Annotated in this window: 16 protein-coding genes and 1 other RNA gene; 16 read left to right on the forward strand and 1 reads right to left on the reverse strand. The window is 32.6% G+C overall.

The features are described 5' to 3' along the window. The first annotated feature begins 4 nt into the window (after positions 1-4). Genes def through CUU59_RS03165 form a run of 9 tightly spaced genes read left to right on the forward strand, consistent with a single transcriptional unit; the run spans position 5 to position 8,582 of the window. On the forward strand, positions 5-493 hold the full coding sequence (gene def / locus CUU59_RS03125) for a peptide deformylase (protein WP_099950548.1): 489 nt from the start codon (positions 5-7) through the stop codon (positions 491-493). After that, entirely contained in the window at positions 494-1,414 is a 921-nt protein-coding gene (fmt, locus tag CUU59_RS03130; protein ID WP_099950549.1) for a methionyl-tRNA formyltransferase, read from the forward strand. After that, entirely contained in the window at positions 1,386-2,618 is a 1,233-nt protein-coding gene (locus CUU59_RS03135; RefSeq protein WP_099950550.1) for a transcription antitermination factor NusB, read from the forward strand. Before fmt ends, CUU59_RS03135 begins: the two co-directional genes overlap by 29 nt. Next, the gene (gene rlmN, locus CUU59_RS03140) at positions 2,597-3,634 is read left to right on the forward strand and encodes a dual-specificity RNA methyltransferase RlmN (RefSeq protein ID WP_245870539.1); all 1,038 of its coding nucleotides are present in this window, start codon (positions 2,597-2,599) and stop codon (positions 3,632-3,634) included. Before CUU59_RS03135 ends, rlmN begins: the two co-directional genes overlap by 22 nt. Before the next feature lies 1 nt (position 3,635). Then, positions 3,636-4,334 (forward strand): protein phosphatase 2C domain-containing protein, encoded by a 699-nt coding sequence (locus tag CUU59_RS03145; RefSeq protein WP_099950551.1) that lies wholly within the window; start codon positions 3,636-3,638, stop codon positions 4,332-4,334. A gap of 1 nt (position 4,335) precedes the next feature. Next, positions 4,336-6,441, forward strand: coding sequence for a Stk1 family PASTA domain-containing Ser/Thr kinase (pknB, locus tag CUU59_RS03150; RefSeq protein ID WP_099950552.1), 2,106 nt, complete (start codon positions 4,336-4,338; stop codon positions 6,439-6,441). A 16-nt stretch (positions 6,442-6,457) separates the two neighbouring features. Continuing rightward, a complete protein-coding gene (gene rsgA / locus CUU59_RS03155) occupies positions 6,458-7,288 on the forward strand; it encodes a ribosome small subunit-dependent GTPase A (RefSeq protein WP_169922837.1) in 831 nt (276 codons plus the stop codon). Then, positions 7,282-7,938, forward strand: a complete 657-nt coding sequence (rpe, locus tag CUU59_RS03160) for a ribulose-phosphate 3-epimerase (protein WP_099950554.1) — start codon at positions 7,282-7,284, stop codon at positions 7,936-7,938. The genes rsgA and rpe overlap by 7 nt, the downstream gene beginning before the upstream one ends. Continuing rightward, positions 7,926-8,582: a thiamine diphosphokinase gene (locus tag CUU59_RS03165; RefSeq protein WP_099950555.1), complete on the forward strand. Its 657-nt coding sequence runs from the start codon at positions 7,926-7,928 to the stop codon at positions 8,580-8,582. The genes rpe and CUU59_RS03165 overlap by 13 nt, the downstream gene beginning before the upstream one ends. A 15-nt stretch (positions 8,583-8,597) precedes the next feature. On the opposite strand, the gene rpmB is transcribed toward CUU59_RS03165, so the two are convergent. Beyond that, entirely contained in the window at positions 8,598-8,777 is a 180-nt protein-coding gene (gene rpmB / locus CUU59_RS03170) for a 50S ribosomal protein L28 (RefSeq protein WP_099950556.1), read from the reverse strand. Between the two features lie 137 nt (positions 8,778-8,914). Between rpmB and CUU59_RS03175 the strand changes: the two genes are divergently transcribed. From CUU59_RS03175 to ssrA, 7 genes are all read left to right on the forward strand, one after another. Next, complete coding sequence (locus CUU59_RS03175) at positions 8,915-9,271, forward strand: Asp23/Gls24 family envelope stress response protein (RefSeq protein WP_075573675.1); 357 nt, start codon at positions 8,915-8,917, stop codon at positions 9,269-9,271. A gap of 8 nt (positions 9,272-9,279) precedes the next feature. Further along, positions 9,280-10,908 (forward strand): DAK2 domain-containing protein, encoded by a 1,629-nt coding sequence (locus tag CUU59_RS03180; protein WP_099950557.1) that lies wholly within the window; start codon positions 9,280-9,282, stop codon positions 10,906-10,908. Continuing rightward, complete coding sequence (gene recG / locus CUU59_RS03185) at positions 10,908-12,923, forward strand: ATP-dependent DNA helicase RecG (RefSeq protein WP_099950558.1); 2,016 nt, start codon at positions 10,908-10,910, stop codon at positions 12,921-12,923. The genes CUU59_RS03180 and recG overlap by 1 nt, the downstream gene beginning before the upstream one ends. Then, a complete protein-coding gene (gene rsmD / locus CUU59_RS03190; protein ID WP_099950559.1) occupies positions 12,923-13,483 on the forward strand; it encodes a 16S rRNA (guanine(966)-N(2))-methyltransferase RsmD in 561 nt (186 codons plus the stop codon). The genes recG and rsmD overlap by 1 nt, the downstream gene beginning before the upstream one ends. Further along, complete coding sequence (coaD, locus tag CUU59_RS03195) at positions 13,458-13,943, forward strand: pantetheine-phosphate adenylyltransferase (RefSeq protein ID WP_099950560.1); 486 nt, start codon at positions 13,458-13,460, stop codon at positions 13,941-13,943. Before rsmD ends, coaD begins: the two co-directional genes overlap by 26 nt. A 1-nt stretch (position 13,944) precedes the next feature. Beyond that, positions 13,945-14,412: an ATPase gene (locus CUU59_RS03200; protein ID WP_075573670.1), complete on the forward strand. Its 468-nt coding sequence runs from the start codon at positions 13,945-13,947 to the stop codon at positions 14,410-14,412. A 14-nt stretch (positions 14,413-14,426) separates the two neighbouring features. Then, positions 14,427-14,787: a transfer-messenger RNA gene (gene ssrA / locus CUU59_RS03205) on the forward strand. The last annotated feature ends 159 nt before the right edge of the window (positions 14,788-14,946 follow it).

Here is a 14,946-nt window from a genome sequence, read left to right on the forward strand (position 1 = left end):
TTACATGGCAATTAGAAAATTAAGGATCGATGGAGACCCTATTTTAAGAAAACAATCGAAGACAGTAAAAGAAATAAACGAAAATATTATAACTTTAATAGAAGATATGAGAGAAACACTTGATGAATCAAATGGCGTTGGCCTTGCCGCAGTTCAAGTAGGCTCATTAAGAAGAATTATACTTGTAAAGCCAGAAGAAGATGAAGAGGCAATGGTTTTAATAAATCCTGAAATCGTTGAATGCGATGGAGCAGAAGTTGGACTCGAGGGCTGCTTGAGCGTTCCTGGTAAACATGGAAAAGTAGAACGCCCTCAAAAGATTCAAGTTAAAGCTATGAATGCAGATGGCAAAAATCTTGAGTTTGAAGCAGAAGACTTTGTGGCAAGAATTATTTGCCATGAGGTTGATCATACAAATGGCATTCTCTATACGGATAAAATTTATGAAAATCAACTATTCGACGATGAAGATTTAGTGGAAAGTGATTTATAGATGAGTAAAATTTTATTTTTTTCCTCAACACAATTTGGAGCAGAAATTTTAAAAACTTTACATCAATCTGAAAATGAAGTCGTAGGAGTAGTTACAAGGTCTGATAAAGTTAGAGGTAGGGGAAACAAGGTTATAAGCACACCAGTAAAAAAATATGCTGAAGAAAATAATATTCAAGTATTTGAAAGAGATTTTTTAAGACAAGATGACGAGTCTTGGATTAAAGACTTGAATGCAGATTTTTTTGTAGTTGTAGCTTATGGGGCCATTATACCTCAGTATATTTTAGACCTTCCAAAGATTGATCCTATTAATATTCATGCATCGCTTTTACCCAAATACAGGGGAGCTAGTCCAATAGAAAGTGTTATCAAGGATGGTAAAGACGAGACCGGAATAACATATATGAAAATGGTTAAAGCCCTTGATGCGGGTGATATATATAAAGTTTTTGAACTAAGTATTGGTGAAAATGAAACTTTTGACTCTTTAAATCAAAGACTGTGTAATTTATCAAAGGAGACTATTGTAAATGTTTTATCTGGGATAGAGAGTGGAGAATTAAAGGCACAGCCACAAGGACCCGGAGAAACTTATGTAGGTAAAATTTCTAAAGAGGATGCACTGGTCGATTTTAATTTTAAAAGCAAGGATATAAAAAATAAAATTAATGCTTTGAGTTCACATATTGGCGCTTATGCTTATAATGGAGATGATAGATATAAATTATTTTCAGCCAGAGTTTCTGTCCTTAAATTAGATCCAGGGTTTATAAAAGTTTCTGATGGTAATTTGCATATTGGAACTCTAGATGGATCAGTTATAATTGATGAAATACAAGCTCCGGGTAAAAAGAAAATGAAAACGTCAGATTTTTTAAGGGGAAATAATATTGAAGGAAGATTTGAAAATAAACGATAGAGAAGTTGCCTTTGATATCATATATAGGGTTATTTATGATGATGGCTATTCTAATTTATTATTAAAAAACAACCAGCTTGATTCAAGACCTTTTGTAACAGATTTGGTTTATGGAGTTATTGAAAGAAAATTAACCCTAGAAGAAATGCTAAAAATTTTATCAAATAAAGATATAAAAAAAATAGATGAGAAAGCTATTATTTTAATTTATATGGGCCTTTATCAGTTATTTTATTCCAATACGAAAGATTATGCAGCTATATATGAAGTTGTTGAATTAGCTAAAAAAATGTTAAATAAAGGAGCTGCTGGCTTTGTTAATGGGATTTTAAGATCAGCTCAGCGAATGGGAGATGACCTTTTAAATAAAGTTTATGACAGGGGTTGGGAGTATGAGTACTCTATTAATAGCGAGCTCTTGTCTATGATTAAGGAAAATAAAGCAGATACGCTTGAAATTTTAAAAGCAACTTTCATCCCACCAAAAGTTCATATTTATGTCAGAAAAAATATGGCCAAAATTAAAGCTAGGCTTGAATCAAATGAAATAAAATTTAAAGAAATAAAAGATTTTTTAATAATACAAAATTATAGGCATAAAGTGCTTGCAAGCTTTTTTAGAAATGGAGATTACACAATCATGGACTATTCTACATCAGCAGTAAGGGAACTTGCGCCTGATGAAGATATTCATACAATATTTGATATGTGTGCAGCACCGGGTGGTAAAACCCTTTTGTTAGCTGATAAGTTTCCAAAGGCGAATATAAAAGCAAGTGACATAAATAAAAACAGAGTAACTTTGTTGGAAGACAATATAAGACGCTGGGGATTAACAAATGTGACTTGTGGTGTTCATGATGCCCGAAACTTTGATGGCAATGAATATGGTTTAGTTTTGTGTGATGTCTTGTGCAGCGGTTCAGGCGTAATTTCGAGAAAGCCAGAGTTAAAGTATAAGATTAATTATAAAATGATTGAAGAGTTAAATACCAAGCAAATTGAAATACTCAAGAATGCTGTAAACCAAACTAAAAAAGATAAATATATAATTTACTCAACGTGTTCAATATTGAAAAGAGAAAACAGAGATATAGTAGATAAGGTTGCAGGAGAAAATAATTTAAGTATCATCAAAGATACAACAGTTTTTCCTAGTAAAGATAGTGAGGGATTTTACGCTTGCTTATTAAAAAAGATATAGATAATTTTACACTTGAAGAATTAAAGTCAGATTTAGATCAATTTAATTTGCCAAAATTTAGGTCTAGTCAAATTTTTTCTGCTATTCATAAGAATAGAGTAGAAAGTTTTGATCAAATAAGTTCACTGCCAATGGATCTTAGGGCTAAACTTAAAGACGAGTACAAGTTCACAGAAATTAGTACAGTAACAAGTTTAACGAGCAAAGATAGCAGGACTAAAAAATACCTATTTAAGCTTGCTGATGGTAATTTTGTTGAGTCAGTATATATGGAATATAAGGACAGAAATTCCATATGTATTTCATCACAGGTTGGTTGCAACATGGGCTGTGTTTTTTGTGCATCCACAAAAGGTGGCAAGGCAAGAAACTTAAGCTCTGGTGAAATGGTCAGGCAAATATATGAAATTGAAAAAATTGAAGGAAAATATATAAATAATATTGTTATTATGGGCCAGGGTGAACCCCTTGATAATTACGATAATTTAATTAGATTTTTGAAAACTATTTCTGATGAGAATGGTGCCAATAAATCTCTAAGGAAGATTACTGTTTCGACTTGTGGTCTTACAGATAAAATAATAGATTTAGCCCATGAAGGCTTGCCAGTAACACTTGCACTTTCTTTGCACAGGACAACTGATGAAGAGAGGTCAAAGTTAATGCCTATAAATAAAAAATATCCACTAAATGAATTAATGGATGCAGTTCAATATTATTATAAAAAAACTGGCAGAAGGCCTAGCTTTGAATACATGGTAATTGGCGGTGAGAATGATAGTAATAACGACGCTAAAAGGTTAAAAGAATTTGTAAATAAAACGCACGCTCACATAAATATACTGGAATTAAATCCAATAAAAGAATACAATAATAAGGGTGAAGATGGTGCGGCGAAATTATTTACACAAAAGTTAAATGATTTAAACGTAAACGCAACCTTTAGGCATAGCATGGGCCAAGATATTAATGGAGCATGCGGTCAATTAAGAAGAAAGTTTATATGCGAGGATTAATATGCAGTATTTCTCAAGAACAGATAAGGGTAATATTAGAAAAAATAATGAGGATTCATTGTTTATAAAAGAATTTGATGATTTATTAATTTTAGCAATATGCGACGGAATGGGTGGTCACAAATCTGGTGAAGTTGCCAGTAGCATGGCTGTAAAAGCTGTGGAAAAATGGAGACCTAACAAAGATGAAGATATTTTAAAATCACTGAAGAAGTTGGTAGAAGATATTAATATAAATATATATTTAAAATCTAAATCATCTGAAGATTTATCGGGAATGGGGACAACCCTTTCTATAGCAGTTATTGAAAAGAATATTTTATATTATGCTCATGTTGGTGACTCGAGAATTTATATATATGATGATGAGCTTAAACAAATTACAAGTGACCATACACTAACTGCTGAGTTGATTAAAAATGGTGTTGATGTCAATGAAGAATCGTATTCAAATTATATTACAAGAGCTGTTGGTGTATCTTCAATAGAAACACCAGACCTTGGTAAAATAGAATCAAGTGTACCTTTTAAAGTATTTTTATGTACAGATGGCGTCACAAAATATCTGTGTGATGATGAATTAGAAGAAGAGCTTAAGAATGATAATGATTCAGAAACTGTTAATATTATTGTTGACAAGTGCCTCGAAAGAGGGGGCAAGGATAATATAACTTGTATTTTGACTAAGATAGGAGAATAGTATGGAAATAGGTTCAATGTTATTAGATAGATACGAGATACTTGAAGTTGTAGGCGTTGGAGGTATGGCAACTGTCTATAAAGCCAAGTGTCATACTCTCGATAGACTTGTTGCTATCAAGGAGTTAAAAGATGAGTATGCAAGCGATGATGAATTCGTTAAGAAGTTTATGAACGAATGTCAAGCTGCAGCAAAATTAAATCATCCCAATATTGTTAGTATTTATGATTTTCATAAGGTAGAAATCGACGGTGTAGATCATTATTTTATAATAATGGAGTATATTGATGGGGAGACATTAAAAGATTTGATTGCTGAAAAAAGTCCTATAGAACAAGAGCAAGCTCTTATAATTGCTGGACAAATTTTAGCAGCTTTAAAAGAAGCTCACTCACATGGTGTTATTCATAGGGATATCAAACCTCACAATATTATGATTACAAAAAATGGTATTGTTAAGGTTACTGATTTTGGAATTGCTAGGGCAACATCAAATCAAACTATGACAACAACTATGGACGCTATGGGATCTGTACATTATTTCTCACCAGAACAAGCTCGTGGTGCATATACTGATCAAAGAACAGATATATATTCATTTGGTATTCTCTTATATGAAATGGTTACAGGAAAGAGACCATATGATGGGGAGAATCCAATTACAATTGCTATGAAGCATTTGGAGGAAGAAATAACTCCTCCATCCAAGTTCAATCCTAATATCTCAGATAGTTTAGAGGCTATTATTTTAAAATGTGTAAAGAAACGTCAGGCTGAAAGATATCAAAATGTTGATGAAATAATTACAGATTTAAATAAAATCTTAAATTCTAAGCGTAGTTTTTTATCAAATGAAGAAATAGATGAGCAACTTGATATGACAAGGGTAATACCAAAAGAAGAAATTGAACAACTGATAAAAAACAAAAAGAAAAAAACCATTTCAGATGCTTATGATGGCAGCGACTATGACGATGATGAGGATTACGATTATGATCAAGATGACGATGATGAATATGATGATGACGAATATGATGATGACGACGAAGGCGTAAGCATATTTAAAAAGCTTCACTTACTACCTATTTTTGCTGGTATATTGTTAGCATTTTTATTAACTACCGGTTTGTATATTGGTTTCAACAAAATCAGAGAAACTAATATACAAAATAGAATTGGCGAACATCCAGCTCCAAATTTAATTGGATTATCAGACGAAGATGCCAGGGAAAAAGCATCAGAAATTAAAGTAAACCTAGAAATTGAAAGAGTTACCAATGAAACAAGTCGCGCTTTTGGTATATTAAATCAACGCCCTCAACCAGGAATCAATATCAAAGAAGGCTCTACAATTTATGTTACTATAAATTCTCCAGAAAAAGATAATTCTGAGGAATCAAAATCTACTGGTAAATTTATGAAAGATTATGTTGGCAAGAGCCTTGATGAAATAGAAGATGAAATTAAAAATCTTGGCGTAGGTTATAAAATTGAATATGATAAGGATTCAAATGGCCAAAAAAATGTTATCATTAAGCAATCCCCTAAAGCTGGAACAGAAATTATGGATAAAACTATTATTGTTTTTACCGTTCCAGAAACGGGAAGTTTTGGTGTTAGGAAAGTTCCAAAACTAGTAGGCTTGAATGTGGAAGATGCGAAATCCTTAATTATAGCAAATGAGTTTCAAGTTGGAAATATAACCTATGAAGCTTCAGAGGAAGTAAAAAAAGATGTTGTTATCTCACAATCCCATGATGAAGGTGTTGAGTTTTCTCCAGGAACAATTATTACCTTAGTGGTATCAAAAGGCGAAGAAGAAACTGAAGAGGAAGAAGAGCAAACTGAAAATGAAAACACCGAGGCCAATAAAGATGCAGCTAATTTTAATCTTTCATTTAATGTGCCTGAAGATAAGGAAGAGACAGCTGTAAAAGTTGTAAACATTGTAGATGGACAGAGAAATGTTCTTCACGAAGATGTGTATCCTAGCGACAAGGGCTTTGTATTCCTTGATTTTTCTGATTTAAAAGTTGGATCGACAGTTGAACTCTATTTTGATGATATTATTAAACAAACCTTTACAGTAAATGCAAACACAAATTAAAAGAGTGGCGGGAGGTGTGTTCTTAGCTGATTACAATGGAGAAGAATACATCCTTCACAGCCCTGGAAAAATAAAATCAGCTCAGAAGTTGTTGGTTGGTGATATTGTTGAATTTGAAAAGCAGGATGATGACTTTATAATAACTAAAGTTTATGAACGGAAAAATTCTTTCATAAGACCTCAGGCTGCAAATATAGATATATTTTTGATAGTATCCTCTATAGAAGATCCTCAGTTTGACCAATATTTAACAGATAAGTTATTAGTTTACTCTTTTATTCACAATTGTGAGCCTGTTGTTTTATTAACAAAATCTGATTTAAATTTAAGTAAAACAGAGGAAATAAAAGATATGTATGAAAAGAGCGGAATTGATGTATATGTTTCTGGCATTGATCACGAGTCCTATGATGATATTGAAGAGAGATTTAAAGAAAAACTCATTATGGCAGTAGGCAATAGCGGCGTAGGTAAGAGCACTTTTTTAAATCAATTGGCAAGGGATACCATCCAAAAAACAGCTGTGACGAGCAAAAAATTAGGGCGGGGCAGACACACCACAAGGCATGTAGAAATTTTTGATTTTGGTGAATTTAAATTAATAGATACGCCTGGCTTTGCTTCTTTAGATATACCACTTTTAAATGAAGGAGAGCATTTGCAGAATTATTTTCCCGAGTTTTTAAAATATAAGGGATCATGTAAGTTCAATACCTGCAAACATATTAATGAACCTGGATGTGCAGTAAAAAAAGCACTCAATGATGGCTTTATTGATAGAGGAAGGTATGAGAATTATTTAAGATTAGCAGAAGAGGTTAAAAACATGGAGGTAAACAGATGGTAAGAATTGCGCCAAGTGTGCTGAGTTGTGATTTTCTAAATTTAGGTAATGATATCGAAATGATGATGGATTCAGGCATAGATATCTTGCATATGGATATTATGGATGGTATGTACGTGCCAAATATTAGCTATGGACCGATGATTCTTAAACAAATTAAGGACAAATACGATATTGCTCTTGATACTCATCTAATGATAATGGAACCAAACAGGTATTTTGATGTTTTTAAAGATACAGGAACGGAATATTTAACAATCCATGCTGAAGCATCAACACATTTAGAAAGAGATTTAAATAAAATAAAAGAATTAGGCATGAAAGCTGGTCTTGCTTTAAATCCAGGCACTTCTCCAGAAACAATTAGATATGTATTAGATGTTGTTGATATGGTTTTAGTAATGAGTGTAAATCCAGGTTTTGGAGGACAAAAATTTATCCCATCTGCTAGTCAAAAGATAAAAGAGATCAGACAAATGCTGAATCAAATTGGTTCAGAAGCTATTATTGAAGTTGATGGAGGAATAGTTGCATCTAATGTACTTGATGTGGCAAAGGCTGGAGCTGATATGGTTGTAAGTGGCTCTGGATTATTAAAAGGTGATTTTGAAAGCAACCTAAAAGCGTTTAAAGATCAATTATGCAAGCTTTAATTGTTGGAGCAATGCTTAAGGATTATAATTATCTTTTAAAAATTTATGATAATTATAATTTCAAAATAGCAGTTGATAGAGGAGCTGAAGTTTTTTATAAAGCAAAGCTAATGCCAGATTTAATGCTTGGAGATTTTGATTCAATCAATCAAACTATATTAAATGAATTTGAATCATCTGGCGCCTCTTTAAAAAAATTTAAAATAGATAAGGATAAATCTGACTTAGAACTTGCTATAGAAGAAGCAAAAAACTTTAATAGGATTGACTTTTCTGGTGTGCTTGGTGGAAAACTTTCTCACGAGTTATTTAATATTAATCTATTGATTGATCTTAGGAAACAAGGTTATAAAGTTTCAATAAGAGAACCCAATACTAGGATTGAGTTCTTAAAAGATGGCGACCTATTAAAAATACCTAAAGGACTTAGAGTAAGTATTGTTTCAAGTGAAGATATGGAAAGCAAAGTCAGCCTAAAGGGTTTTAAGTGGAATTTAAATAAGGCTCCTGTATCTAAATACAGCAGCCTAACATTGAGCAATGAGACAATTGATTGTGGTTATATAAAAGTATATGGTGAGGTTTTAATGGTTATTATAGAACCATTGGAAAAGAAAACTAGGCAAGAAAAAAAGAGCTTATAGCTCTCTTCAAATTTCTTAAAATTCAGCTTTTCCTAAGCAACTTGTGCATACTTTAATTCTCTTAGCTGTTCCGTCTTCAACGACGCGAATTCTTCTAAGATTAGGAGCCCAAGATCTACGAGAGTTTCTTTTGGAGTGGCTAACTTTGTTACCAAATTTCTTGCCTTTTCCACATACATCACATACTCTTGCCATAATTACACCTCCTCTTATTTAACATATATATTCTACAATATATTTATCTAAAAATCAAGCTATATTTTTAATAACTTGAATAATATATTAAAATATTATAAAATAGAGGAGAAGAATATCATATAAAGGAGTCTATTATGAGTGCAAAAATAATTACCGACTATGGAAAAATTACTATTTCTGACAATGCAGTTGCTATAATTGCAGGTATTTCTGCAATGGAGACATATGGAGTTGTTGGAATGGCTGCTAAGAATGCGACAGATGGAATTTTTGAACTTTTGAGTTTTAAAAATCTTTCTAAGGGCATTAAAGTTACATCAGAAGAAACATTTGTTAATATAGATATTCATATTATTATACAATATGGGATAAATATCGCAGTTGTATCTGAAAATCTTATTGAAAAGGTAAGATTCAATGTTGAAAAGCAAACTGGTCTAGAAGTTAGGGATGTAAACTTATTTGTTCAAGGAATAAGAACGAACAAATAGGAGGTATTATGAAGTATATAGATGCAAATATGTTTAAAAATGGCATTAAGAATGCTGTTGCTAATCTTGATGTAAATAAGGACTTGGTTAACGCTCTTAATGTTTTTCCTGTGCCAGATGGAGATACTGGTATTAATATGTTTTTGACTATTAAATCTGCAAGTGAGCATGCGCTTTCTGAAGATAGCGATAGCTGCGGAGATATTGCAAAAGCATTGAGCAAAGGAGCCCTTATGGGAGCAAGAGGAAACTCGGGTGTAATCTTATCTCAAATTTTACGCGGACTCTCACAAGGTATAGCTGATAAAAAAACTATAGATGTCAGTACTATGAGCCATGCTTTAACAAGTGCAAAAGAAGTTGCATATAAGGCTGTAATGAAGCCTACAGAAGGCACAATTTTAACTGTAATTAGGGAGATAGCTGAATACGCTGAAAAATCTCATAGAAAATTTGATGATACAGTTGAATTTTTTAAAGCGTGCCTTGATGTAGGACAAAAATCATTAGATAATACACCTAATTTGCTTCCAGTTTTAAAAGAAGCTGGTGTTGTCGACTCAGGTGGTAAGGGTTTAATGGTTATACTGGAAGGTTTCTATTTTGGTTTTATAGGAAAAGAAATTGACTATGAAATTGCTGCACCAGTTACTGAGCCTACAATCAATTTAGAGTTTGATGAAAGCATTAAGTATGGTTATTGTACTGAGTTTATGATTCATACGGATTTTGATGATCTTGATTTATTAAAACACAGACTTTTAGATTTTGGTGATTCATTAGTTTGTGTAAAAAATGATGATATTATAAAAATTCACGTTCATACAAATCATCCAGGCAAGGCTTTTGAAATAGGTCTTGAATATGGTTATATAACCGGTGTTAAAGCTGATAATATGAGGCTTCAAAATGCTGAAGTAAGGGCTAGACATGATGACCATATTAAAGAAGAAATGATCAATCCTGGAGACTTAGAACACAAGGAAAATGCTTTTATAGCTGTTGCTGCAGGTGAAGGTATTAAAAATTTATTTTTAGACCTTGGTGCAGATAAGGTTGTATTGGGTGGACAAACAATGAATCCAAGTGTTGAGGATTTTATCAAGGCTGTTGATAGTATCAATGCAGATAATATTTTTATATTGCCAAATAACTCCAATATAATTTTAACTGCGGAAAATGTTTGCGATATTTCTGATAAGAATATAATTGTAATTCCTACAAGGACAATCCCACAGGGTATACAAGCTCTCATCAATTATGATGATAGTTTAGATTTAAATACAATAACTGAAACTATGACTAAATCATTGGAAGAAGTTAAAAGTGGTGCAATAACTTATGCTGTAAGAGATACAGTAATTGATGGAAGGGAAATTAAAAAAGGCGACTACATGGCTATAATAGAAAAGGATATTGTGGCTAGTGATAGCGATAGATATGGCGTTTTAAAGGCGGCAATCGAATCAGCTGTTAATGAAGATACATCTATAGTAACTTTATTTGCGGGAGAAGAAATTGATGATGCGACTTTAGAAGAAGATGTTGCAAACCTTTCAGAGGCTTATCCTGATATAGATATTGAATCTGCAAGGGGAGATCAACCAGTATACTATTATTTGTTGAGTATTGAATAATGAGCTTTGGGAGCATAAAGGGACTCGGACCTAAACGTATTAAGTTACTTGAGAAATTGAATATTAATAACTTAAATGACCTTGTCTTTTATGCTCCTAATTATTATGAGGACAGAAAAACTGTACTTAATTTGGATCAGGTAAGAGACGGCGAGGATGCTCTGATTCATGTAAAAATAACACGTAGAGAGCCAATTAAACGTATCAACAATAAAATGACTATTGTAAATTTTGTTGCAAGTGACGGTTATCAAGTTATTAATATTTCTTTTTTTAACCAGTATTGGGCCAAAAATAATTTTAAAATTGGAGAATGGTATTATCTGTATGGAAGGATAAAAACTTTTAAATCAGAGATTACGATGAGTTCTCCAATTTTTTCTTCAAAAATTGATGAGAACATCGGATCGATTGTACCAGTTTATCCGCTTACCAAAGATTTAACCAACAAAGTTCTAAGATCATATATTTCACAAGCTTTAGATCAGTGGCAAGAGTTTGAGCTTATTCCTAAATCACTTAGGGATACTCACAATATTCCGTCAATGAAAACATTACTTCGAATGATTCATTTTCCAGAATCGATGGATGAAGCTAACAAGGCACTGTCATTGATGGCTTATGTTGAAGCTTTTTCAATTTTAGTATCAACATCAGATGGGAATAAATTATTTAAAAACACTCCTGGTATTAGCCTAAAAGATACTGAAGAGGAGAGAGACTTTTTAAGGTTTTTACCTTTTAAACTTACAGGAGGTCAAAAGGCTAGCCTCGTAGAGATTAAAGAAGACCTAGAATCCGAGATTAAGATGTCAAGACTGCTTCAAGGCGATGTTGGAAGTGGAAAAACAGTTGTTGCTCAATATGCAATTGTAAAGGCGGTAGCCTCTGGTTATCAGGCTGCATTTATGGCGCCAACAGCAATTCTTGCCGAGCAAAATTATGTTAAACTAAAATCTTTAACTGAAAGATTTGGATTTAATGTAGTCCTTTTAACATCAAAGATAAAGATGTCGGAGAGAGAAGAAATATTATCAGAGCTTGAAGCAGGAAATATTGATGTTATTGTTGGGACACATTCTTTACTAAATGATGAGGTGAAATTTAAAAATATTGGTTTTGTTGCTATTGATGAACAGCACCGTTTTGGAGTTATGCAAAGAAGAACATTGGCTGAGAAAACTGCGGGCATAAATTTACTTTTAATGAGTGCAACTCCTATTCCTAGAAGTCTTGCTCTTATTTTGTATGGCGAGATGGAGATCAGTGAAATACGAACCATGCCTGAAGGCAGACAAAAAATAGAAACTTACGCTTTAAATGAAAGTCAAATATCCTCTGTATATGAATTTGTATTAAATGAAATAAAAAAAGGCAGACAGGCATATTTTGTATGTCCGCTTATCGAGGAAAGCGAGAAATCAAATTTAAAATCAGCCGAGGACTTGTACGCTGAACTTAAAGAAATTTTTCAAAATTACAAAGTTGACCTAGTTACAGGCAGAACAAAAAACGACGATAAAGATGAAATTATGTCTGAATTCTACCAGGGAAAGATAAATATATTGGTTTCCACAACTGTAATTGAAGTAGGAATTGACGTGCCAAATGCAACCTGCATGGTAATTATGAATGCTGAAAGATTTGGTTTGTCGCAGCTCCATCAATTGAGGGGAAGAGTTGGCAGAGGCCAGCATAAGTCCTATTGCTTGTTAATTAATACGTCTAAATCTGAGGAGTCCTATGCTAGAATTAAAACTATGGAGAGGACTGATGATGGTTTTGAAATCGCAAAAGAAGATTTGCGCCTAAGAGGACCTGGGGAGTTTTTAGGACTAAGGCAACACGGCAGACAAAAATTAAAGTTCTTAGACTTTGAAAGGGATATGGATATTATTTTACTTGCAAAAAGAGACTATGAAAAATATGCAATGTCGAAAGATAACATAGAATGGGAACAAATATTAGTAAACAACAAAGAATTTATAGGCGACTATGCCCAGGAGATTAGCTAGTGAGAGTAATAAGTGGGAAATATAGGGGAGCGAAGCTTAGTGCTCCAAAAGGTCTAACCACAAGACCAACGGATGATATGCTAAAAGAAAATATTTTCAATCTGATTGGACCTATAAAAAATCAATCCAGTGCACTAGATATATTTGCTGGTAGTGGACAGATTGGCATTGAATTTTTAAGCAGGGGAGCATTTAAGGCAGTATTTGTTGATAAAAATTTTAAAGCTATTGAGTCAATAAATGCAAATCTTGAAAAACTAAAAATAACTGAACAAGTAGTTTTTAAATCAGATGCATTAAGATATATAAAATCTTATACTGGCCGTGCTTTTGATTATGTATATATTGATCCTCCATATGATGATAAAGAATTATTAATGAATGTATTGGAATTTTTAAATAAATCTGATATAATAGATAATAATACTAAAATTATTATAGAAACGGTAGATGATCTAAACGAGTCTTTTGAAGATTACCAATTGATTAAGTCTCGCAAGTATGGAAAACGAAAGGTAATAATTCTAGAGGTAAATAATGAGGGCAGTTTATCCAGGTAGCTTTGATCCGATTACAAATGGTCACCTTGATATTATTTTTAGAGGTGCAAAGCTTTTTGATGAGCTAAGAGTAGCAGTTTTGAATAATGTATCAAAAAAATCGCTTTTTAGCTCTGAAGAAAGAATCAAAATGATTAAAGAAAATATAAAAGAATATGATAATATTATTGTCGAACCATTCGATGGACTCTTGATTAACTATGCAAAAGAAGTTAAAGCTGATGTTATAATTAGAGGTTTAAGGGCTGTAAGTGATTATGAGTACGAACTTCAGATGGCTTTGGCAAATAAAAAATTATATGATGAAATAGAGACAATATTTTTAGTATCTAACAGTAAGTATTCTTATTTAAGCTCAAGTCTTGTAAAAGAAATTGCACATTTTGATGGCAATCTTCAAGATTTTGTGCCGATTAATGTAAATATAAAACTCAAAGAAAAATTTTCAAGGGGGGTATAAAATGGACGTTATTGAAATTATCAATGAAATTGAAGATGTAGTCGAAGGCGCAAAAACAGCATTTTTAAGCAATAAAGTTGCTGTTGACAAAGAAGAAATTCTAGAACTAATTAGTGAACTTAGGTTAAAATTGCCTGATGAAATAAAGCAAGCAACATGGATCAAAGAAGAAAGAGAAAGAATTTTAAATGAAGCAAGACTTGATGGCGAAAAGGTTATTAATGATGCTAAAGTTGAATTAAGCAAACTCTTAAGCGAAGATAGTGTTATGGTTGAGGCAAAGAGCCAAGCACAAAAGTTAATGACAGAAACAAAAGATAAGTCAAAACAAATGACTCTTGGTAGTATCAACTACTCAGACAAGTTGTTATTAGAAACTCAAGAAGAGCTAAAGAAGGTTATTGAAACCTTAAATGACAATAGACGTCAACTAGCTCAAATGAGTAACAGCATTAAAACAGAAGAATAATTTCTGTTTTATTTGGGGATGACTTGGCTTCGACGGGGATCTTGTTCTAAGGAAAAGCGAGTCGTAGTTCGCGAAACTACGTTAAAAAAGAGCACTTAAATTTAAATGCAGACAACAATAGAAGTTTTGCACTAGCTGCTTAGTTTAATTGCGGCGAATCTCACTCTCTATCTCTCGTACGAGTTTTGAGATCTTAATTAACACGAGTTGAATTAATATTGCATTGCTTTTGGCATATTAATTTATTATAAAAGCTATATTCTTAAATATTTTGTGGATTTATATTGAGAAAAGAACTTTTGAAATTCTCTGCACTCGGAGAAGTTCTTTAGAAGGGGTTTTCGGACATGGGTTCGACTCCCATCATCTCCACCAATCAAAATCGCAGTTTTGCATAGTTTGGCATAATTTGTTAAAGTGTTGCAATTCAGCGGTTTTATTTTTTTGCATTTTTATTTATTTGCATTTTTTTGGTATAGTTTGGCATAATTTGTAATGCTGGTAGCAGACTGGTAGCAGACTTTTTGCTTTTTA

Origin of the sequence: Ezakiella peruensis (assembly GCF_900215725.1) — a bacterium.
GTDB lineage: Bacteria > Bacillota > Clostridia > Tissierellales > Peptoniphilaceae > Ezakiella > Ezakiella peruensis.

What these genes read in the sequence shown, in the direction of transcription:
- CUU59_RS03175 (WP_075573675.1), top strand. Translation starts at nt 8,915, where the DNA reads ATGAGTGCAAAAATAATTACCGACTATGGAAAAATTACTATTTCTGAC.
- CUU59_RS03145 (WP_099950551.1), top strand. Translation starts at nt 3,636, where the DNA reads ATGCAGTATTTCTCAAGAACAGATAAGGGTAATATTAGAAAAAATAAT.
- recG (WP_099950558.1), top strand. Translation starts at nt 10,908, where the DNA reads ATGAGCTTTGGGAGCATAAAGGGACTCGGACCTAAACGTATTAAGTTA.
- fmt (WP_099950549.1), top strand. Translation starts at nt 494, where the DNA reads ATGAGTAAAATTTTATTTTTTTCCTCAACACAATTTGGAGCAGAAATT.
- pknB (WP_099950552.1), top strand. Translation starts at nt 4,336, where the DNA reads ATGGAAATAGGTTCAATGTTATTAGATAGATACGAGATACTTGAAGTT.
- CUU59_RS03165 (WP_099950555.1), top strand. Translation starts at nt 7,926, where the DNA reads ATGCAAGCTTTAATTGTTGGAGCAATGCTTAAGGATTATAATTATCTT.
- rpe (WP_099950554.1), top strand. Translation starts at nt 7,282, where the DNA reads ATGGTAAGAATTGCGCCAAGTGTGCTGAGTTGTGATTTTCTAAATTTA.
- rpmB (WP_099950556.1), bottom strand. Translation starts at nt 8,777, where the DNA reads ATGGCAAGAGTATGTGATGTATGTGGAAAAGGCAAGAAATTTGGTAAC.
- CUU59_RS03180 (WP_099950557.1), top strand. Translation starts at nt 9,280, where the DNA reads ATGAAGTATATAGATGCAAATATGTTTAAAAATGGCATTAAGAATGCT.
- CUU59_RS03200 (WP_075573670.1), top strand. Translation starts at nt 13,945, where the DNA reads ATGGACGTTATTGAAATTATCAATGAAATTGAAGATGTAGTCGAAGGC.
- def (WP_099950548.1), top strand. Translation starts at nt 5, where the DNA reads ATGGCAATTAGAAAATTAAGGATCGATGGAGACCCTATTTTAAGAAAA.